16 protein-coding genes and 3 tRNA genes are annotated in these 20,445 nt (G+C 52.9%); 13 read left to right on the plus strand and 6 right to left on the minus strand.

Features of this window, described 5'->3' with window-relative positions; all coding sequences use genetic code 11:
• The first annotated feature begins 24 nt into the window (after window positions 1-24).
• The 4 genes from pepN (at window position 25) to SOJ49_RS07050 (ending at window position 8,004) form a co-directional block, all read left to right on the plus strand.
• Window positions 25-2,670, plus strand: coding sequence for an aminopeptidase N (gene pepN, locus SOJ49_RS07035; RefSeq protein WP_369857525.1), 2,646 nt, complete (start codon window positions 25-27; stop codon window positions 2,668-2,670).
• 11 nt (window positions 2,671-2,681) lie between these two features.
• Window positions 2,682-4,061: a DUF1329 domain-containing protein gene (locus SOJ49_RS07040; RefSeq protein ID WP_369857526.1), complete on the plus strand. Its 1,380-nt coding sequence runs from the start codon at window positions 2,682-2,684 to the stop codon at window positions 4,059-4,061.
• A gap of 269 nt (window positions 4,062-4,330) precedes the next feature.
• On the plus strand, window positions 4,331-5,521 hold the full coding sequence (locus SOJ49_RS07045) for a WD40/YVTN/BNR-like repeat-containing protein (RefSeq protein ID WP_369857527.1): 1,191 nt from the start codon (window positions 4,331-4,333) through the stop codon (window positions 5,519-5,521).
• Between the two features lie 2 nt (window positions 5,522-5,523).
• Complete coding sequence (locus SOJ49_RS07050; RefSeq protein WP_369857528.1) at window positions 5,524-8,004, plus strand: RND family transporter; 2,481 nt, start codon at window positions 5,524-5,526, stop codon at window positions 8,002-8,004.
• A gap of 627 nt (window positions 8,005-8,631) precedes the next feature.
• Here SOJ49_RS07050 and SOJ49_RS07055 read toward each other — a convergent pair.
• From SOJ49_RS07055 to SOJ49_RS07065, 3 genes are all read right to left on the minus strand, one after another.
• A tRNA-Leu gene (locus tag SOJ49_RS07055) sits at window positions 8,632-8,717 on the minus strand.
• A 127-nt stretch (window positions 8,718-8,844) separates the two neighbouring features.
• Window positions 8,845-8,930: transfer RNA gene (locus SOJ49_RS07060), tRNA-Leu, on the minus strand.
• A gap of 35 nt (window positions 8,931-8,965) precedes the next feature.
• A tRNA-Leu gene (locus tag SOJ49_RS07065) sits at window positions 8,966-9,052 on the minus strand.
• Between the two features lie 174 nt (window positions 9,053-9,226).
• On the opposite strand from SOJ49_RS07065, the gene queA reads away from it, so the two are divergent.
• From queA to SOJ49_RS07095, 6 genes are all read left to right on the plus strand, one after another.
• Entirely contained in the window at window positions 9,227-10,297 is a 1,071-nt protein-coding gene (gene queA, locus SOJ49_RS07070; RefSeq protein ID WP_369857529.1) for a tRNA preQ1(34) S-adenosylmethionine ribosyltransferase-isomerase QueA, read from the plus strand.
• On the plus strand, window positions 10,294-11,475 hold the full coding sequence (gene tgt, locus SOJ49_RS07075) for a tRNA guanosine(34) transglycosylase Tgt (RefSeq protein ID WP_369857530.1): 1,182 nt from the start codon (window positions 10,294-10,296) through the stop codon (window positions 11,473-11,475). Before queA ends, tgt begins: the two co-directional genes overlap by 4 nt.
• Before the next feature lie 187 nt (window positions 11,476-11,662).
• Window positions 11,663-11,998: a preprotein translocase subunit YajC gene (yajC, locus tag SOJ49_RS07080; protein WP_369858046.1), complete on the plus strand. Its 336-nt coding sequence runs from the start codon at window positions 11,663-11,665 to the stop codon at window positions 11,996-11,998.
• 73 nt (window positions 11,999-12,071) lie between these two features.
• Window positions 12,072-13,931 (plus strand): protein translocase subunit SecD, encoded by a 1,860-nt coding sequence (gene secD / locus SOJ49_RS07085; RefSeq protein WP_369857531.1) that lies wholly within the window; start codon window positions 12,072-12,074, stop codon window positions 13,929-13,931.
• Complete coding sequence (secF, locus tag SOJ49_RS07090; RefSeq protein WP_369857532.1) at window positions 13,931-14,845, plus strand: protein translocase subunit SecF; 915 nt, start codon at window positions 13,931-13,933, stop codon at window positions 14,843-14,845. Before secD ends, secF begins: the two co-directional genes overlap by 1 nt.
• A gap of 130 nt (window positions 14,846-14,975) precedes the next feature.
• A complete protein-coding gene (locus SOJ49_RS07095; protein WP_369857533.1) occupies window positions 14,976-15,809 on the plus strand; it encodes a 23S rRNA (adenine(2030)-N(6))-methyltransferase RlmJ in 834 nt (277 codons plus the stop codon).
• 22 nt (window positions 15,810-15,831) lie between these two features.
• Here SOJ49_RS07095 and nhaR read toward each other — a convergent pair whose 3' ends face one another.
• Window positions 15,832-16,737, minus strand: coding sequence for a transcriptional activator NhaR (nhaR, locus tag SOJ49_RS07100; protein ID WP_369857534.1), 906 nt, complete (start codon window positions 16,735-16,737; stop codon window positions 15,832-15,834).
• 120 nt (window positions 16,738-16,857) lie between these two features.
• Here nhaR and SOJ49_RS07105 point away from each other — a divergent pair, with 120 nt between their 5' ends.
• From SOJ49_RS07105 to pap, 3 genes are all read left to right on the plus strand, one after another.
• Window positions 16,858-17,571 carry a Bax inhibitor-1/YccA family protein gene (locus SOJ49_RS07105; protein ID WP_369857535.1) on the plus strand — a complete coding sequence of 238 codons (714 nt, stop codon included), beginning with the start codon at window positions 16,858-16,860 and terminating at the stop codon, window positions 17,569-17,571.
• A 15-nt stretch (window positions 17,572-17,586) separates the two neighbouring features.
• Window positions 17,587-17,793, plus strand: a complete 207-nt coding sequence (locus SOJ49_RS07110) for a hypothetical protein (protein WP_369857536.1) — start codon at window positions 17,587-17,589, stop codon at window positions 17,791-17,793.
• 182 nt (window positions 17,794-17,975) lie between these two features.
• Window positions 17,976-19,466 (plus strand): polyphosphate:AMP phosphotransferase, encoded by a 1,491-nt coding sequence (gene pap / locus SOJ49_RS07115; RefSeq protein ID WP_369857537.1) that lies wholly within the window; start codon window positions 17,976-17,978, stop codon window positions 19,464-19,466.
• Window positions 19,467-19,586: 120 nt separating this feature from the next.
• Here the strand turns inward: pap and SOJ49_RS07120 are convergent, their stop codons facing one another.
• The gene (locus SOJ49_RS07120) at window positions 19,587-19,739 is read right to left on the minus strand and encodes a cell developmental protein SirA (protein WP_369857538.1); all 153 of its coding nucleotides are present in this window, start codon (window positions 19,737-19,739) and stop codon (window positions 19,587-19,589) included.
• 43 nt (window positions 19,740-19,782) lie between these two features.
• Window positions 19,783-20,352, minus strand: coding sequence for a hypothetical protein (locus SOJ49_RS07125; protein ID WP_369857539.1), 570 nt, complete (start codon window positions 20,350-20,352; stop codon window positions 19,783-19,785).
• Between the last annotated feature and the right edge of the window lie 93 nt (window positions 20,353-20,445).

The following is a 20,445-nucleotide window of genomic DNA, read 5'->3' on the forward strand; positions in this document are numbered from 1 at the left end:
CCGACTTCAGAAGGAAACAGATACATGCGTGACGCTCAACCTCAAAGTATTTACCTGAAAGATTATTGCCAGCCCGAGTACTGGATTAGCCAGACGGAACTGACTTTTGATCTGCAGGACGATGCGACCGTCGTAACTGCCGTATTAACGCTGGAAGCCAACAGCGCAGGTGCTCAGTCCGGTGTGTTGGAGCTGCATGGCCAGCAGCTGGAATTACTGGGACTGACACTGGATGGCGACGTGTTGGGCACCGGGCGTTATACCGTGACGGATGAGACGCTGAGCATCACCGGTCTGGCGCAACAGCATTTCCTTACCATAGTGACGCGAATCTACCCGGCTACCAATACCGCACTGGAAGGCTTGTATCGCTCTGGCGGGATGTATTGTACCCAGTGCGAAGCCGAAGGTTTTCGCCGCATTACCTACTATCTGGATCGCCCGGACGTGATGTCGGTGTTCACCACCCATATCATTGCCGATGGCAGCCGTTATCCGGTAATGCTGTCGAACGGTAACTGTACGGCGGATGAGATGCTGGCGGATGGTCGTCGCAAGGTCACCTGGCTTGACCCACACCGCAAGCCTGCCTACTTGTTTGCCCTGGTGGCGGGTGATTTGCTGAATAAAGAAGACCGTTTCACCACCATGAGTGGTCGTGACGTGACGTTAAAAATCTTTGTTGAGCCACAGAACATCGATAAAACCGACTACGCCCTTGATGCGCTCAAGCGCTCGATGCGCTGGGATGAAGAAGTCTACGGTCGCGAATACGATCTGGATATTTTCATGATTGTGGCCGTGGATGATTTCAACATGGGTGCGATGGAAAACAAGGGGTTGAATATCTTTAACTCCTCCTGTGTGCTGGCCAATCCAGCGACCGCTACCGATGCGGCGTATCAACGTATTGAAGCCATTGTGGCGCATGAATATTTCCACAACTGGTCGGGTAACCGGGTGACCTGTCGCGACTGGTTCCAGCTCAGCCTGAAGGAAGGGTTTACCGTATTCCGTGATGCCAGCTTCTCGGCAGATATGCACTCGGCTACGGTCAAGCGGATTGAAGACGCCAAGATGGTCCGTACGGTACAGTTTGCCGAAGATGGTGGCCCAATGGCGCACCCGGTGCAGCCGGATTCCTTTATCGAGATCGCCAATTTTTATACCGTTACCATTTATGAAAAAGGCGCCGAGGTGGTGGGGATGATCCACAAGATCCTTGGGGCGGAAGGCTTCCGTAAGGGATCGGATCTGTATTTTGATCGCCATGATGGTCAGGCCGTGACCATTCACGATTTTGTCGCCGCCATGGAAGACGCCAATGGTGTTGACCTGACCCTGTTCAAGCTCTGGTACAAGCAAGCCGGTACTCCAGTGGTCAGCGTTGCTGTCGATTATCGCGAAGATGAGCAGGCACTGTATCTGACCTTGCGTCAACAATGCCCGGACACTCCAGGGCAAACCGGCAAGCAGCCCATGTGGATTCCGGTGCAGTTGGGTCTGATTGCTGCCGATGGTCAGGACTTGCCGGTACAGGTGGCTCCAGCGCTCAATAGCGCCGGTATGGAAACCTGGACCAGCGCCAGCCAGGTGCTGCACTTTACCGAAGCCGAACAAACCTTTGTGTTCTCGGGGCTGGCACAACCACCGGTGTTGTCGTTATTCCGTGATTTTTCGGCACCGGTCAAAGTCGAGTTTCAACAGTCGCCACAAGAACTGTTGTTCCGGTTACAACACGACAGCGACGGCTTTAATCGCTGGGATGCCGGTCAGCGGTTGATGCTGGACTGGATTGATCAGGCCCGACTGGATGAATTCGAATTACCGGAAGATGCCCGGCAGGTGATGGTGCAGTTGCTGACTGACGAAACCCTCGATCCTGCCATGGTCAGCTACCTGCTGACTTTGCCATCGGAAGCCTATATTGCTGAATTCAGTGATCCGGTAGATCCTCATGCGATTCACCTGGGTCGCAAGCGGGTTCGTCTGGCCATGGCGATGGCCCTGAACGAGCAGTTTGCCGCCTGTTATCAGCGTTTGGTCAGTCATGCCGAATATCAGCCGGAGCCACAGCAAATGGCAGCCCGGACGTTAAAAAACCTCGCTCTGAGTTATTGGAGCGTGGCGTCGGATGCCGGTATTCGCCAGGCGCTGGCGCAGTTTGGCAGCACGGATAATATGACCGATCAGATGGCAGCGCTGGTGGCGTTAATCAATAGCGGTGATGACGAGCTGGCGCAGCAAAGTCTGGATGCTTTCTATCTGCAGTGGCAAAGCGATTCACTGGTGGTGAACCAGTGGCTGTCGGTACAGTCCGGTTCTGCAGATCTCGGTACACTCAGTCGTATTCAGCAGTTACTGGAACATGAAGCCTTTGATTGGCGTAACCCGAACAAGATCCGCTCGGTGATTGGTGCATTTGCCAATCAGGCCCTGTGCCATTTTCATGCAGTAGATGGCAGCGGCTATCAGTTGCTGGCCGATGCGATTATTCGACTGAATGCCACCAATCCACAGATTGCCTCACGTTTGTTGACACCGCTGACCAAGTGGCGTCGCCTGATCCCTGAGCTATCTGAACAGATGAAGGCCCAACTGGAACGGGTGGCGGCCCAGCCTGACCTGTCTCGTGATGTCTACGAAGTGGTCAGTAAAAGCCTGGCCTGAGGATTATCTGTTTGTGGCGCTGGCTGTTGCTGACATGTCTGTTGCTGGCGGGGCTGGCACCTGGCGCATTAGCGCAAGGTGTTAGTCAACAGACAGATTATCTTGCCGCCGAGCTGGACGATGCGCAGCTGACAGAGCGACTGGCCCGTGCGACTCGTCTGTCTGATGAGCTGACGCCACTGGGCGCAATACGCGCCGGTAATGGCACCGATATTCCGGTCTGGCGTGGTGGGTTGCGGATGCCTCCTCTCGGTTATCTGGCTATTGGCCAGCCGCATATTGATCCCTTTGCCGATGAAACCGAGCTGTTGCGCTTATCGGCTGATAACCTGTCCGACTATCGATACTTTGTAACTCCCGGCTTGCAGGCATTGCTGGAACGTTATCCGGGCAGTGCCTACTTGTCGGTTTACCCCTCTCATCGAACGGCTGCCGCACCGGATACGGTGTATGAGCAAACCTATAAAAATGTCATACGTACAGAAACCAGTCGGGATGGCTCCGGGTTTTATTATGCCTGGGGCGGTATCCCATTTCCGCTGCCGGACAATGGTCAGCAGGTGATCTGGAATCATCTGGCCAGTTGGCGAGGGGAGCAGCTACAGGCTCGCTGGCGTGAAATTCAGGTGTCTGGCGAGCAGCAGCACGTCATCAACTGGCGAGTGCAAGAAGACTATCCGTATTATTTCCAGCGTGACCGCTGTCTGTTGCCTCTGGCCCATTGCGAACCCGACCGCCGCAACGGTCGCAGTAAACGCAAGGATCTGACTCTGTTCCAGCGTCAATGGAGTGCCGTTGGACAAGGATTGTTGCGGACGACGCATCAACTGGAATTGCGGGAGGGCGTGGAACATAGCTATCGTCGCCAGCAGGGCGGGTGGCCAGATAGCTGGAACACCGACCTTCGCAGCGCTGATGATGTGTCGCTTTTTAGCGGTTCTCCACAGCAATATCACTGGATGCTACTGGGTAAGCGCGAGCTCTATATTCCCTACAATAATTATCGGTTTGAGGCTCTGGCTGATGCCGTGTTACTGCAACCGGGACATTTGGCCAGCGCTGCGCTGCGATTCGAAAAACATCGTGTTTGGGTGGTGGATGGAACCCTGAAAAAAGGCGCGACAAACCCCTATAGCAAACGGGTCTATTATGTTGATGAAGACAGTTGGCAGATTGCTCTGGCCGATTTTTATGGCGCTGATGGCCAGTTGCAACGACTCGGCCTGGCGCTGTTAAAAAGCTTTTATGAGTTACCCGCCGTGCTGCCTGCAGCAACTGTTATTCACGATCTCGATACCGGCAGCTATAGCGTGACCGGGCTGGAGTCCGGGCAAGCAGGGATGCGTCGCTTTGACCAGGCTGTAGAGGGGATTACGGTGGATATCGACTGAATGGGGCGAGCCCATTCGCTGTTGTGCTGGACGGACAACGTGCTGGTTGCTTCTTACCCTGTTTGGGTTCGTTCTGGCTTGGGTTCCGGGATAACAGGTTCCGGGATAACAGGTTCCGGGTTGAGTTCAGGTTTGAGTTCTGTGGGTGCCAGGTTGGCAAATACCCCAAGTCATGCGATTATCCACACATTAAGGATATAGACCTGTTCCTTTAATTCACATAAGGGCAGTTTTCTGTCTCATTCAACATAATAATAACGGAGTTCTTGATGCGTTTTATCAAGGCGTGTTTTTTCATGGTAACCCTCTCTCTGGGGACGACGACCGTACTGGCAGAGTGGGTTGATCCCTTACAGACCCCGGCGCAAGCCAGCGTTAAAGCGCATACCGCGTTACTACTCGATATTACCCATGCCGGTGATCGCCTGGTGGCAGTGGGTGCCTTCGGCCATATTCTGTATTCCGATGACAATGGCCAATTTTGGCAGCAAGCGCAGGTGCCGGTCAGTGTGACACTGACGGCCGTTACCTTTGTTGGTGACCGTTCTGGCTGGGCCGTGGGCCATGATGGCGTCGTACTGGCGACGGCTGACGGTGGCATGAGCTGGCATAAACAGCTGGATGGTTTTGCCGCCAATGATGCCATGGTCGTTGCCTCCGAACGGTTACTTGCCAAAGCCGAAGCTGCTGTATCAATGGCGTCAGATGTTGGTGATGAGGTACTCGAAGACGCTGAAGCCGCACTGGAAGCCGCCACCTTTGCTGTTGAGGATGCCGAGTACGACGTCTCCGTGGGTTCAACCAAGCCATTGCTGGATGTGCTGTTTCTTGATGCCCAACATGGCTTTGCTGTTGGTGCTTATGGCATGGCCTTTGAAACCAGTAACGGCGGTAAAAGCTGGACGGAATTTACCTCACGTCTGCCTTTGCCAGAGCGCTCCCATCTCAACAGCCTGGTACAGGCCGCCTATGGCCAATTGTATATCGTGGGTGAGCTGGGGCTTATTCTTACTTCTACCGATCAAGGCCATAGCTGGCAAGCTCTGGAGTCTCCGTACGACGGCTCGTTGTTCGGCATGATCAGTTCCGGTAATACTCTGACGCTGATGGGACTACGTGGCCATCTGTTTCAATCGACCGATGCGGGCAATCGCTGGACAGAATTGGCGCTTAACAACGAACAAACGTTGTTTCAGGGCCTGGCCATGACAGACGGCACACGGGTGCTGGTGGGGAATTCCGGTACTCTGATTCGGTTGGAACACCAGGACACCCAGGTGATCAATCTGACAGGGCGCAAGGGCATTGCTGGTTTGGCGGTGACTGAAGAGGGCTTTGTGCTGGTGGGCGAAGCCGGTGTACAGCGTATTAATCGTCGTGGCGAGCTGATCAGCGCTGCCCGCATGACCACAGCAGACGGAGTTTCCTCCGGCGGACAACTGGCCGCGGAGGCGCAGTAATCATGACTCAGAAACATCATTATTCGACCGAACCCGAACACTTTATTCTCTCGCCGGAAACTGAACCCTTGTTAGAGCGAGTGTTGTTTAATAATCGCTCGCTGGTGTTGATGGTGCTTGGTGTGCTGACCCTGGTGTTTGCATTTGGCCTGACCCAGATTCGTCTCGACTCCAGTATCGAAAAGTACATCCCTCTGAATCATCCCTACATCCAGAATTACCTGGTGCACAAGGATGATATGAAAAGCGGTATGGCCAATATCAAGATTGCGGTGGCCGCCGTGGAGGGAGATATATTTGATGATGACTACCTGAAAACACTGAGCAAAATTAACGACGATGTCTTTTTTGTTGCCGGTGTCGATCGTTCTGGTATGCAATCGTTATGGACGCCGAATACCCGCTGGACCGAAGTAACCGAAGAAGGTTTTCAGGGTGGGCCGGTGATTCCGGCTAATTACGATGGCAGCCCGGCCAGTATCGAGCAAGTACGGCAGAATATTCTCAAATCGGGACAGGTCGGTCGGCTGGTTGCCAATGACTTTTCTTCCACCGTGATTAACGTCCCGCTGGTGGATCTCAATCCGGAAACCGGTGAAAAGCTCAGTTACCAGGCGTTGTCACATCAGCTCGAAGACCGGATTCGCGATCAGTACAGCTCTGACAAAATACGCATCTACATCACTGGTACGCCAAAAAAGCTGGGTGATCTGCTGGATGGCGCGGTCTCCATTGGTTACTTCTTTCTGGCGGCGATGCTGATGACGGCGGTATTGCTGTATCTCTACTCTCGTTGTCCGAAAGGCACGCTGGTTCCAATCATCGCATCGCTGATTGCCGTAGTCTGGCAGCTCGGAGCGCTGGCACTGTTGGGCTTCAGTATTGATCTTTATTCGGTGCTGGTGCCGTTTCTGGTGTTTGCCATCGGCATCAGTCATGGCGTACAGCTGATTAACGGCATTGCCATTCATTCCGGCCAGGGGCTGGATAAAATGTCTTCGGCGCGTCAGGCGTTTCGTGGCTTGTATGTACCGGGCATGCTGGCCTTGCTCAGTGACGCCATGGGGTTTCTGACGTTGTTGTTTATTGATATTGGCGTGATTCAGGAGCTGGCTATTGCGGCTTCGGTCGGGGTTGCCATGATCATCGTGACCAACCTGGTGCTGGTGCCGATTGTCATGTCCTATATCGGCATCAGTCCCTCTGGCGTTGCGCAAGCGCAAAAGGCAGAAAAAGCCAACCCGGTGATTTGGCAGTGGCTCAGTCACTTTACTGAAAAACGCTATGCCGTCGTGGCAATCTCACTGGCGTTAGTGCTGGGAGCCTGCGGCTTTTATTACAGCCAGGATCTGGAAATTGGAGATCTGGACAAGGGCGCACCGGAATTACGTGCCGATTCCCGCTACAACCAGGATAACGATTTTATGGTGGCGAATTATTCCACCAGTTCGGATGTGATGGTAGTGATGGCCGAAACACCGATCGAAATGTGTAATACCTTCAAGGTTATGGATGTACTGGACCGGTTTATGTGGCAAATGGAAAACGTACCCGGCGTGCAGTCTACGCTGTCGCTGGTCACGGTCTCCAAGCTGGTTACCAAAGCGATGAATGAAGGCAACCTCAACTGGTATGCCTTGTCGCGCAACCAGACCATCCTGAATACCTCTATTCAGCGGGCGCCGAGTGGGCTGTTGAACGCTGACTGCTCCATGGCTCCGGTCATTATCTATCTGAATGATCACAAGGCGGAGACGCTGAAAACGGTGGTGAATGCGGTGGAAGCGTTCAAGGTCGAGTACGATGATCAGGTGGATGAAATCTATTTTGGTATGCGTGCCGATGCCATCGAAAACGCCATTGCCGAAGGCAAAATAGACGCGGTTCCGATGCGTTTGCAATTGGCTTCCGGTAATGCCGGGATCGAAGCGGCCACCAACCAGGTGATCGCTGACGCCCAGGACACCATGCTGATCTTTGTTTACGTGGTGGTGTTTTGCCTGTGTCTGTTGACCTTCCGCTCGCTCACCGCCGTCGCCTGTATCCTGCTGCCATTAGCACTGACATCGATACTGGGACAGGCGCTGATGACTTGGCTGGGAATCGGCGTCAAGGTCGCCACACTGCCAGTGATTGCCTTGGGTGTTGGTATTGGCGTTGACTACGGCATTTATATCTACAACCGGCTGGAGGCGCTGTTAATCTCTGGGTTGTCGCTCAAAGATGCCTACCTGGAAACCCTGCGCTCTACCGGTAAGGCCGTCAGCTTTACTGGCGTCACACTGGCCATTGGCGTTGCCACCTGGATGCTGTCGCCGATCAAATTCCAGGCAGACATGGGCATCCTGCTGACCTTTATGTTCCTCTGGAACATGCTTGGAGCGCTGGTGCTACTGCCTGCACTGGCCAGAGTCTTGCTCAACCCGGAGCGGATTCGGGAGCGTCATCGGCGTGTTCACCAAAGCGTACCGGCTGCAGTGTAACTAACATCCTGCCTGCAAGGGCGTTCAATGATTTTAGACACCCATTATTGGCGTTATATTGGCGCCAATAATGGGTGTCTATGAGTCAAAACGTCAGTCCGTTGCAGTAGGATTGCAGCTCAAAAGACGTTGGTTACCGAAAAGGTTACTCGATTGCTGAAGCCTGTCAGGTGTTAGGTCTGGAGCCAAGTGTCTTGCGGCGTAGGGAGAAATAACTCGGTCAGGAACAGCAGGTATTACCCCGATTCAGAATAATGCAATGACATCGAAGCAAGACCCTATCCATAGATACCGTGGCAACGCATCCTAAAATAGCAAAGACGATGGATCTGCTGCTGGAATACAGCCATTCAAACATGGCGCACAATCTGGAGAGGCAGAACGACAAAAAATAGAACGAAACAAGGTGCTTTTGACGGAGAAACTCTCAAAAACAAGGCACCGTTGAGATCTCTGATGAGTATGTCCCTTACAAGATGCGGGCTTCTGAGCGATTAGGAGACAAGAGAGGTGCTCAGATTGGTGTTTTCCAAGCTGTTAGAGTACAACCGGAATGAGGGGTTTCGAACACCCGAATTTCTTTGCTTTTCAAAGCAGCAGAAAAAATTTCAGAGTTAAATAATCAAATGGTGCCCAGGGGGAGACTCGAACTCCCACGAGCATAGCTCACTGCGACCTGAACACAGCGTGTCTACCAATTCCACCACCTGGGCATTTTTATTGACTGGTTATGTCCAGTCCCGAGGTTGGCTGCCTCGACCAGTCGTACGATTTATCGTGCTTTACCATTACCATCATTACATTAAGGGCAAACGACAGGGTCGTTGCTGCTTTTGATAATGGTGCCCAGGGGGAGACTCGAACTCCCACGAGCATAGCTCACTGCGACCTGAACACAGCGTGTCTACCAATTCCACCACCTGGGCTTACAGATAAATCCGCCTGACAACTACAAGGATTCTGGTACCAGAGGCCGGACTCGAACCGGCACACCCGCAAAGGCGGGGGATTTTGAATCCCCTGCGTCTACCAATTTCGCCACTCTGGCTTGAATTAGTAGCTGTCAGTGGCCGCGTATACTACAGTCGAAATTTTTCCTGTCAAATATTTTTGAAAGTTATTTCTTAACTTAACGGGACTTGTTGGGTAACCTTGCGGTCATTGTCTGTTGGTACGGGTACTCCGTCTGACTGCCCCTTATTTTCTGCGATCCATAAATATCATGAAAACCAGTGATTTCAGTTTTGAACTTCCGGATGAGCTGATTGCTCGCTATCCAACGCCTCAACGTAGTGGTTCACGCCTCCTCATTCTGGATGGTGTCAGCGGTAAGACTACCGATGCGCGTTTTATGGATTTGTTGGAGCAGGTATCCAGTGGTGACTTGCTGGTCTTTAATAATACGCGTGTGATCCCGGCCCGGCTTTTTGGCGAGAAAAGCTCGGGTGGCAAAGTGGAAATACTGGTCGAGCGCATGCTCGATGGTAATGAAGCCATGGCCCATGTTCGTGCATCGCGTTCCCCAAAACCCGGTCAAACCTTGTCGGTTGCCGGATGTGTTGTGGAAGTGCTGGGCCGGGAAGGCAATCTGTTTCATTTGCGCTTTGTTACCGATGAGGCGTTACTGGCGTTGTTGGAGCGAGCGGGCCATATGCCGCTGCCGCCTTATATGGAGCGCGAAGACAGCGATTTTGATCGCCAGCGTTATCAAACGGTGTATGCCGAGAAACCGGGAGCGGTTGCAGCTCCGACGGCGGGGTTGCACTTTGATGAACCCATGCTGGCGGCCTTGCGAAACAAGGGCGTCAATATGGCGTTTGTGACCTTGCATGTTGGTGCGGGAACTTTTCAGCCGGTCAAGGTGGAGAATGTTCTGGAGCACCAGATGCACGCTGAATACATCGAAGTGGATGCTGACGTTGTCGCTGCGGTCAAGGCTGCCCGTGCGGCAGGCAAGCGGGTGATCGCCGTTGGTACTACGTCGGTGCGCAGCCTCGAAAGTGCCAGTCAGAGTGGCGAAATTGCTCCTTTTTATGGCGATAGCCGGATTTTCATTTACCCCGGTTATTCGTTCCGTTCGGTGGATATGATGGTGACCAACTTTCACTTGCCGGAATCCACACTGATTATGCTGGTTTCGGCGTTTGCCGGGCAGCAGCACACACTGGATGCCTATCGGCACGCGGTAGCTTCCGGTTATCGCTTCTACAGTTATGGTGACGCCATGTTGCTGACGCGTCCGCAAGTGACCGGTCTTTCCGCCGACTTTAATGCCCCACAGGAATCTGAATGACGTCCGAGACCCCAAAGCGCCAATGCGCCATGAGTTTTACCCTGCACACGACTGACGAGACCAGCAATGCGCGTCGCGGTACGGTGTCGTTTCCCCGTGGTGACATCCAGACGCCAGCGTTTATGCCGGTAGGCACCTATGGCTCGGTCAAGGGTTTGAATCCGCAGCAGGTGGAAGCGCTTGGGGCAGAGATTATTCTTGGTAATACCTTTCATTTGATGCTGCGCCCTGGCACTGAGGTGATCAAATTGCACGGGGGGTTACACAATTTTATGGGATGGGATAAGCCGATCCTGACGGATTCGGGTGGTTTTCAGGTGTTCAGCCTGGGTGAGATGCGCAAAATCACCGAAGAGGGTGTGACCTTTCAGTCCCCTGTCAACGGTGATCGGGTGTTGATGACGCCAGAAAGTTCGATGTCCGTGCAGCGTGATCTGGGCTCTGACATCGTGATGATTTTTGATGAGTGCACACCATACCCGGCCACGGAGCAAGAAGCGGCGGATTCCATGCGTTTGTCATTACGCTGGGCGCAGCGCTCAAAAACGGCGCATGGTGATAATCCGTCCGCGCTGTTCGGTATTATCCAGGGCGGCATGTATGAACCTCTGCGAGATGAGTCCTTGCAAGGTTTGCTTGATATTGAGTTTGATGGTTACGCCATTGGTGGCTTGAGTGTGGGTGAACCGAAACCCGACATGTTGCGAATACTGGCGCATACCGCGCCGCAGATGCCTCGCGACAAACCCCGTTATCTGATGGGGGTTGGCAAACCGGAAGACCTGGTCGAAGGCGTTCGCCGTGGTGTCGATATGTTTGATTGCGTGATGCCAACCCGTAATGCCCGTAACGGTCATTTGTTTACGTCATTCGGCGTGGTGAAATTGCGTAATGCTGCCAATCGCAGTGATACCGGGCCGGTTGATCCGGAATGCCACTGCTATACCTGTCAGAATTACAGCCGTGCTTACCTCTATCACCTTGATAAATGCAGGGAAATTCTCGGTGCAACGCTGAACAGTATCCACAATCTGCATTACTACCAGACACTGATGGCCGGTTTGCGCCGCTCCCTCGAAGAAGGTACATTTGCGGCCTTTGTTGATAACTTTTACGCCAAACGCGGCGGTACAACACCACCGCTGGAAAATAATACTGACGATCAGACTTGTGCTTAGCGGGTTTTAACCCCATATCGCAAGCTGGCTGACAGAGCCGGATATCGGCGGGTATCTTCATGCACAGGCTCAGGATCGCTTGATCAGCCCTGGTTTGCGCACACCGTAAAAATTATGTCGCTTTACCCTGTTAGGGTGCGTCTGTTGTTTTTGGAGAATGTATTTCATGAAAGCTTTGTTTGCTGTGATGGCGTTGACCTTTTCCGGGTTTGCCATGGCTGAAGGTACTGATGCGCCGATGGGCGTTACTGGTCAGCTGGTGTTTTTGGGTGGTTTTCTGCTGATTTTTTACTTCTTGCTGTGGCGTCCGCAGAGTAAGCGTCAGAAAGAGCACAAAAATCTGATTACCAACCTGTCGAAGGGTGATGAAGTAGTGATGGCTGGCGGCATGCTGGGCAAAGTGACCAAGGTCACTGAAGACTTTGTGGTTATGGAAGTGGCTAACGGTATTGAACTGCCAGTGCAAAAAGTAGCCGTGACCATGGTGCTGCCCAAAGGCACAATCAAAGACGTTCTGGGCTGATCCTTCCTGATGATGCCAGTGCCCGCCCAGCGGTCGCTGGCATATCCGAATCGAGTTTTCATAAGGGCAGATTATGCTCAACAAGTACCCTCTCTGGAAAAACCTGCTGATACTGGTGGTATTGGCGCTTGCGGTTGTGTATGCCGCACCTAACCTGTATCCGCCCGATCCGGCGGTGCAGGTCACGCCTACCCGTGCCGGTGCCGAAATGTCCGCCAGCGTGATGTCACGAGTGCGTACCATTCTGGCCGATAACAATGTCGACTTGCTGGCTGATGAAGTGAACGGCAGCAGTGCGTTGTTCCGGCTTGGCAGTTCTTCCCAGCAGCTGGGTGCCAAGGATCTGGTACAGCGCGAGTTGGGTGATGACTATATCGTAGCGCTTAACCTTGCTCCGACAACACCTGACTGGTTGTTGTCGATGGGTGCTGGCCCCATGACACTGGGACTGGATCTCAGTGGTGGTGTGCATTTCCTGATGGAAGTGGATATGGAAGATTATCTCGCCAGTCGCGTAAAAAATTACCGTGAAGAATTACGTACGCGTCTACGGGAAGAGGGGATCAAGTATCGCCGGGTGCTGATTGAAGGCAATCAGGTGGTCTTGCAGTTTGTCGATGCGAAAGTCCGGGATGAGGCAAGCAGCTTTCTGGCTCGCGAGTATCCTGAATTTTTGCGCAAGGAAACCAGGATTTCCGATCAGTACGGCCTGGAACTGACCATTACTGAACAGAAAATCAAGGAAATGGAAGATTATGCCCTCAAACAAAACCTGACCACCTTGCGTAACCGGGTGAACGAGTTGGGTGTCGCCGAGCCATTGGTGCAGCGTCAGGGCAGTAACCGTATTGTGGTGGAATTGCCCGGTGTGCAGGACACGGCAGAAGCGAAGAAGATTCTTGGCAAGGCCGCCAATCTGGAATTCCGCCTTGAAGCCGATCCGGGTGCCAATCGTTTTACGACTGAGGAATACCCATTCCGCAGTGATGAATTCCGTACCGCTCGGCTGGAAAAAACCATTATTACAACCGGCGACAGCGTGACCAATGCGCAGCCTTCCTTTGATGAAAATGGCTTTCCTCAAGTCAATATCGACCTTGACTCCAAAGGGGGCGCGGTGATGACTCAGGTTACCCGCAAGTCGATCAAGCGTCGTATGGCTGTGCTGTTTGTCGAGCGCAAGCCGAAAACCACGTATGAAGTCGTAGACGGTGTGGAAACACCAAAAACCATTCAGGTGGTGGAAAAATCAATTATTTCCCTCGCCACGATCCAGAGCACACTGGGTTCCAGTTTCCGTATTACTGGTCTGGAGTCTGCTGAGGCATCCGAGCTGGCCTTGTTGCTGCGCGCAGGGGCACTGGCGGCACCCATGTACTTTGTTGAAGAGCGCACGGTTGGCCCGAGCCTGGGTAAAGAAAATATCGAAATGGGTATTAACTCAGTGATCCTGGGACTGGGGCTGGTATTGGTGTTGATGCTGGTTTACTACCGGACATTTGGCTTGATCGCCAATGTTGCCTTGCTGGCCAATATCGTCTTGCTGATTGCCATGATGAGTATCGTCGGGGCAACACTGACCTTGCCCGGTATTGCCGGTATCGTACTGACTGTTGGTATGGCAGTGGATGCCAACGTGCTGATTTTTTCCCGTATCCGCGAAGAGTTACGTGCCGGGCGTTCACCGCAACAGGCAATTCACGAAGGCTACGACCGGGCGTTTGTTACTATCCTTGATGCCAACCTGACCACCCTGATTGTGGCGGTGATTCTGTTTGCGGCAGGCACTGGGCCAGTGAAAGGGTTTGCGGTTACTCTGTCGTTCGGCATTATCACCTCCATGTTTACCGCCATTATGCTGACCCGTGCATTGACCAATGCACTTTATGGTGGCCGTCGTATTGAATCCCTGTCTATCGGAGGTAAGGTCTGATGAATAATACCTTCGACTTTATGCGCTTGCGTCTGGGTGCGATGTGGTTATCCGGTCTGTTGTTACTGGTGTCGATTGGCTCACTGGCGGTGCAAGGGTTGAATCTGGGGCTGGATTTTACCGGTGGTACGCTGCTGGAGGTTCAATACGCCACACCTCAACCATTGGATGATATTTCTGCGGCGCTGGAAAATGCTGGCTACAAGGATGTGACGGTGCAGAACTTTGGTTCTGAAACCGATATTTTGGTACGGATGTCGGAAGCCTTCCGCGATAGTCTCGGCAATGAGGTACTGACGGTGCTGCAAGCTGCGGCTGAGGGCAATCCGTTGACGCTGATGCGCAGTGAGTTTGTCGGTGCCAACGTTGGTGAAGAATTGCGCGACCAGGGCGGTTTGGCGTTGCTGCTGGCGCTGGCAGTAGTGATGATCTATGTCGCAGCCCGTTTCCAGTTCAAATTTTCAGTTGGAGCCGTGGTTGCACTGTTCCACGATGTGGTGATTATTCTCGGGCTGTTCTCACTGTTCCAGTGGGAATTCGACCTGACGGTGCTGGCTGCTGTGCTGGCGGTGATTGGTTACTCGCTGAACGACACCATTGTGGTGGCGGACCGGATTCGGGAAAACTTTCGTATTTTGCGCCGCAGTGATCCCATTGGCATTATGAATGAATCGCTGAACCAGACGCTGGATCGTACGCTGATGACTTCGATTACCACGGCGCTGGTGCTGTTGGCTTTGTTGGTGGTGGGCGGTGAGCTGATCCACAACTTTGCCCTGGCGTTGATGATCGGTGTGGTAGTTGGTACCTATTCGTCGATTTATGTGGCGGCGAATATTCTATTGCTGATGAACCTCAGTCGTGAGGATCTGATTCCACCAGAAACCGAAGAAGAGGTCGACGACCGCCCTTGACAGGCTGTTGTTTGATCTGACATGCCGCTGTTTCCTGTTCGGAAGCAGCGGCATTATTGTTTATGGCTCCGGTGCCTTTTACCCGCTCATGGGGATTCGCTGGTGTTATCGTTAATAGACCGGAGTGCTTATGCTCAGTTATCGCCATTCTTTCCATGCTGGCAATTTTGCCGATGTACTCAAACATCTGATTCAGGTGGAGGTACTGGAATACCTGCAGCGCAAGGACAAGCCCTTTGTCTATATCGATACCCATGCGGGTGCTGGTATCTACTTGCTGGAATCGGCTGAATCTTCAAAAAATAACGAATATCTCACCGGTATTGGTCGATTGTCGGCGGCCGACTGGCCGGAGTTGAAGGTCTATCTTCATGCCGTTGAACAGTGCCAGAAGGGTGCTGGAGAGCCGGTGTATCCGGGTTCTCCCTGGTTAGGGCAGTTTTATTTGCGTGAGCAGGATCGGGCTTTTTTGTATGAACTGCATCCTCAGGATCTGGCCATACTGGAGCAGATGACGTACCGAGATCGCCGGGTGCAAGTCAGAGGCGAAGACGGTTTTGCTGGCTTGATTGCGCTACTGCCGACGACCATCAAGCGCGGCCTGGTAGTGATGGATCCGCCGTATGAAATCAAAACCGATTATCAGACCGCCGTCACCACACTGATTGCAGCACATCGACGGATGGCGACAGCGACTTATGCGCTCTGGTATCCGGTGGTTGAACGCCGTCGTATCGACCAGATGGAACGGCAATTCCGCTCATCGGGGCTGCGTAATATCCAGCTGTTTGAACTGGGTGTTGCGGCGGACACCGATGCTCGTGGCATGACGGCATCGGGGATGATTCTGATTAATCCGCCTTATACCCTGAAGGCACGTATGGAAGCTGTGTTACCCCGTCTGGCTCAGGCTCTGGGTAATGGCTCTGCGAACTGGCGGGCAGAGGTACTGGTGGCCGAGTAGTATGGCAGGTCTGCTCCGGGCGTTAGTTGATCTCGCCGAGCGGTGTTTGACGGGTGATGGCTGCTACTGCTTGGTGACTGATGCGTCGCTCTGCTGAGATGGCATAAAATTCCTGCATCAATTCATGCACCGTCCCCACACACTGCACCTGGTATTTTGCGCAAATCTCCTCGCGGATGACGTCGGGGGCAAAAAAATAGCCATGTCCCTGGCTGCCAAAGGCCTTTAGCAGGGCTGAGTCGTCAAACTCACCGGCGATTCTTACCGCAATGCCGGTACGGTTAAACCAGCTCAGCAGGTCGGTTCGTAATCCGGATGCCGTGTCGGTTGGTAGCAGTACCGGGGCTTCATTCAGAACATCGGGAAATTTCTGATTGCCCTGTTGTTGTATTAACCCGGAGGATGCAAAACAGGCCAGACGGCTGCGTCCTAGCAGGTGGTTAAAGCAGCGAATATTCATCCCTGGTGGAATCGGGCTGTCTGCCAGTACCAGATCCAGCCGATGGACAGCGAGCTCTCCCAGCAGCACTGACATTTGCTCTTCATGACAAACAATTCGCATGGTGCCTGGCAGCGACATCGCTGGACTCAGTAGACGATGGGCTATCGATTTGGGCAGGGCGTCGACGATACCGACCCGAAATTCAGTGGGTCTTTCGGTAATGCCCAGGTTCATCACTTCCTGTAATTCATCACCGAGCTGAAAAATTTGCCGACTGTAGTCCAGTGCTACCCGACCGGCATCGGTCAGCTCCAGGCCTCGTCCCGACTTGGCAAATAAAGCGACACCCAGATCTTCTTCCAGCATTTTTAACTGGCCACTGATCGTTTGGGGCGTGACGTTGAGTCGTATAGCCGCCAACTGGATGCTGCCTTCAGTCGCAACGCTATGAAAGTACTGTAGATGTTTGTAGTTGATACGGTGCATAGGTCGAAAAAACCGAGCAATGAATATAAGATAATTCGAATATTATTTTTTATTGCGGCTCCGTACAATGCTTTTCACAATGCAAAACTGCTCTAAATAGTATTCATCAGGAGAAACTGTATGAGTCGTCCAGATTATCTCAATTCCAAACCATCGCAAGCCGACGTGACGTCGTTGCCGATGGGATCAGCTCAGGATCAAGCGGTCTCTGTGGATGGCCGTAAGGTTCTGCGCAACACCTATATGCTGCTATCCATGACGCTGTTATTCAGCGCAGCGGTGGCCGGTACGTCAATGTCAATGGGCTGGCCACATCCCGGTTTTATTCTGACATTGGTCGGTTATTTTGGTTTGCTGTTCCTGGTGCACAAAACCAAGGAAAGCGCGCTGGGGATTTTGTCTGTTTTCGCCCTGACCGGTTTTATGGGTTATACCCTGGGGCCGATCCTGTCGATGTACGCCAGTCTTCCTGGTGGCGCCAGCATCATTATGAGTGCTCTGGGTACAACCGGTCTGATTTTCTTCGGTATGTCTGGCTGGGTGCTGTCGACCGGTAAAGACCTGTCTGGTTGGGGCAAGACGCTGATGGTCGGCATCATTATGGCGTTTGTATTATCGATTGGTGCGGTCATTTTTGAATTGCCAGCCTTGTCGTTAGCGGTATCCGGTATGTTTGTCATTCTGATGAGCGGCCTGATTGCTTACGAAACCAGTAATATTCTTCATGGTGGCGAAACTAACTACATCATGGCGACCGTGTCGCTGTATGTATCGCTTTACAACCTGTTTATCAGCCTGCTGCAAATCTTTGGCGTGCTGGGTTCTGACGAATAGGGTTACGAATCTTCTGTGCTCAGGAAGATTGCCCCGGTTGGATTTGGCCCAACCGGGGCTTTTTTGTGTCTTTTTGCCCTTGCCCTTGCCCTTTCCCTTTCCCTTTCCCTTTCCCTTTCCCTTTCCCTTGCTCTTGCCTTTGCTCTTGCCTTTGCCCTGTTCGGGGTTCAGTTCTATTTCCTGTTTGAGCCACCTTTCTCTTCCAGTCTCCTGCTTAATTGAATCTCTGTTTCCAGCGTGTGGCTGGTTTGGCAAAACACAAGCAACCTGTATTGGTATAACGGTAGCGGGCATCTGATCCTGGTGGTTGACGTCATGGTTGGCCACCTGACGGTAATGGCTGTGCTCGCATTCATAACGGGCTGGCTCTATGCTCAACAGGTAAACAAAAGGATGGAGAGCGTATGTTTGAGGTTGCTGAACTGGGGCAGTCGTTGTCTCGTGAGGAATTTGATCAACAGGTTCCGTCGCTACGTACCCGGTTACTGGAGATGCAGCAGGCGCTATTAGATGAATCCTTTCCGGTTATTGTACTGGTGTCTGGCAGTGATGGTGCGGGTAAGGCCGTGCTGGTCAATCGCCTGAACGAATGGTTTGACCCTCGTTACCTGCGCACGCTGGCGTTTGACGACAAAACTCAGGATGAGCGTGAGCGTCCGGATTATTGGCGCTTCTGGCAAGCCTTGCCACAGAAAGGCCATATCGGTCTGTACATCGGCTCCTGGTACAGTGATCCGATTGCAAAACGGGTGGCCAAAACCCTGAATGACATTGAGCTGGACGGCTACCTTGCCCATATTCGTATTTTTGAACGCATGTTGGTAGAAGATGGCGCACTGGTGATCAAGCTTTGGCTGCATCTCTCCAAAGAACAACAGCAGTTGCGGTTGCAGCAGCTTGAAGCGGATCCGGCAACCGCCTGGCGGGTGACGGAAAAAGACAAGCGTCATCTGGCGCTGTACGACAGTTTCCGCTCAATTGCTGAGCATACTTTACGTCAAACCAGTACCGCAGAAGCGCCTTGGGTGGTGATTGAAAGTACCGATCCGCATTATCGTGATATCACGGTTGCCGAACATTTGCTTGAGCGTATACAGCACCACCAGGCGTTACATACCTGTTCAGATACCCCGCTGGAAGATGAAAATGCTGAAGCTGTAGCGCTGATTCATCGTCAGAAAACCCTGTTGGGCAATCTGGATCTGACTTTGGCACTCGACAAGACAAGTTATCACCAGCAGCTGGAACACTGGCAAGGACAACTGTCGCTGCTGGCACGTCGCGCCTACCAGCAACGGGTTTCCATGGTGATCGTTCTGGAAGGGTGGGATGCCGGAGGGAAGGGCGGCCTGATTCGGCGCATCGTCCCCGCGCTGGATGCGCGTAACTATCAGATTATTCCAATTGCGGTGCCAACCGATGAAGAAGCCGCACATCATTACCTGTGGCGGTTTTGGCGCCATATTCCCCGAGATGGGCGGGTGACCATCTACGATCGCAGTTGGTACGGGCGGGTGTTGGTAGAGCGGGTGGAGGGGTTTGCCAGCCGCGCAGAATGGTTACGGGCTTACAGTGAAATCAATGATTTTGAATCACAGCTGGTTGAACACGGTACGGTGGTGGTGAAATTCTGGCTGCATATCGACAAGGATGAGCAGCTCAAGCGTTTTAAAGAAAGAGAAAAAATCAGCTACAAGCGCCACAAGATTACCGATGATGACTACCGTAATCGCGAGCGCTGGGCTGATTATGAGCAAGCCGTCAATGATATGGTCGAGCGTACCAGTACCGAAGTGGCTCCCTGGCATCTGATTGAAGCCAACAATAAACGCTTCGCCAGAATCAAGGCGCTGAAGACGCTTTGCCAGCAGCTGGAACAGCAGCTAGGAGGTTAAGTTCCGCCGCGAAGAGGATTTCGGGGCGGCTAGGGCGTGCTCAATTATTGGAGCGGCCCTGCCGGGTGCTCTCAGAGCAAGCCCACACAACAGGCTGCGCTCTATCATTGAGAACGCCCGCTAGCGATTATCTTCTTCAATGATTTCCAGCAAGCGGCGCGCAATAGCCTCAAACAGCTGGGCCTGCTCATTATTGGTGGCAGCAGTCAGGCTGTACATCAGGCTCTCGATTTCGGAACGGGACATATAGCGGACAGTGACAGGGTTGGTCATAAGATTCCCAAGGTAACAGCGTTCAAGTGAAAGCGCTCACAAGTTAAAAACGATAGCTGATCAGGGCGCTGGTGAGCCAGACATTTGGGCGTTGCCCGGCAGCGCCGCTCCGGCGGTTTTGATTACGATAATCCTGATCGTCCCGGAAGGTGCCAGCAATATCGAGGGTGACAGCACCGAGTTGGTAACCTGTACCAATCTGCCAGCCCCAGCCATTAAACACACCAATCTGGCGGCCGCTGTTGCCCTGCAGAACGATTTTTTCGCGGTGCCAGGCCGGGCCGGTGTAAAGCCGGAAACCGGGCTGAGACAATCCCCAACCCCACATTAATTGGGTTTCAAAACCGGTGACGTCCTTGCCGTCCTGATGTATGCGGTACATAAGGAAGCGAGATGCCGCGTGATCCGTTTGTGGAAACTCTGCAAACAGAGAAACGCCGGTGTCGTCGGAGCTGGGAAAGTAATCTGCTCCGGGATCGATATCCAGGGTGGTGGCCGCAATACCAAACCGGAAATTGGTAAAGTCATCCTTGCTGGTGTCTGCCGCGAAGGCCAGTTGACTGGAAGCAAGTAGCGCTAGCGTACAGACCGAGCGAAAAACGATGGCCTTCATGGCATGACGTCCTGGATACATGGAGAGTGCCGGGAAGGCTAAACCACAGGGCGCTGGATGGCAAGAGTGTGAGAATATTATGCTGGATATTAA

The organism is Candidatus Thalassolituus haligoni (assembly GCF_041222825.1).
Lineage (GTDB): Bacteria > Pseudomonadota > Gammaproteobacteria > Pseudomonadales > Oceanobacteraceae > Oceanobacter > Oceanobacter antarcticus.

Excerpts from the sequence above, each read along its gene's own strand:
- pepN (WP_369857525.1), top strand. The coding sequence starts at position 25 with ATGCGTGACGCTCAACCTCAAAGTATTTACCTGAAAGATTATTGCCAG.
- SOJ49_RS07045 (WP_369857527.1), top strand. The coding sequence starts at position 4,331 with ATGCGTTTTATCAAGGCGTGTTTTTTCATGGTAACCCTCTCTCTGGGG.
- SOJ49_RS07050 (WP_369857528.1), top strand. The coding sequence starts at position 5,524 with ATGACTCAGAAACATCATTATTCGACCGAACCCGAACACTTTATTCTC.
- queA (WP_369857529.1), top strand. The coding sequence starts at position 9,227 with ATGAAAACCAGTGATTTCAGTTTTGAACTTCCGGATGAGCTGATTGCT.
- tgt (WP_369857530.1), top strand. The coding sequence starts at position 10,294 with ATGACGTCCGAGACCCCAAAGCGCCAATGCGCCATGAGTTTTACCCTG.
- yajC (WP_369858046.1), top strand. The coding sequence starts at position 11,663 with ATGGCGTTGACCTTTTCCGGGTTTGCCATGGCTGAAGGTACTGATGCG.
- secD (WP_369857531.1), top strand. The coding sequence starts at position 12,072 with ATGCTCAACAAGTACCCTCTCTGGAAAAACCTGCTGATACTGGTGGTA.
- secF (WP_369857532.1), top strand. The coding sequence starts at position 13,931 with ATGAATAATACCTTCGACTTTATGCGCTTGCGTCTGGGTGCGATGTGG.
- SOJ49_RS07095 (WP_369857533.1), top strand. The coding sequence starts at position 14,976 with ATGCTCAGTTATCGCCATTCTTTCCATGCTGGCAATTTTGCCGATGTA.
- nhaR (WP_369857534.1), bottom strand. The coding sequence starts at position 16,737 with ATGCACCGTATCAACTACAAACATCTACAGTACTTTCATAGCGTTGCG.
- SOJ49_RS07105 (WP_369857535.1), top strand. The coding sequence starts at position 16,858 with ATGAGTCGTCCAGATTATCTCAATTCCAAACCATCGCAAGCCGACGTG.
- pap (WP_369857537.1), top strand. The coding sequence starts at position 17,976 with ATGTTTGAGGTTGCTGAACTGGGGCAGTCGTTGTCTCGTGAGGAATTT.
- SOJ49_RS07120 (WP_369857538.1), bottom strand. The coding sequence starts at position 19,739 with ATGACCAACCCTGTCACTGTCCGCTATATGTCCCGTTCCGAAATCGAG.
- SOJ49_RS07125 (WP_369857539.1), bottom strand. The coding sequence starts at position 20,352 with ATGAAGGCCATCGTTTTTCGCTCGGTCTGTACGCTAGCGCTACTTGCT.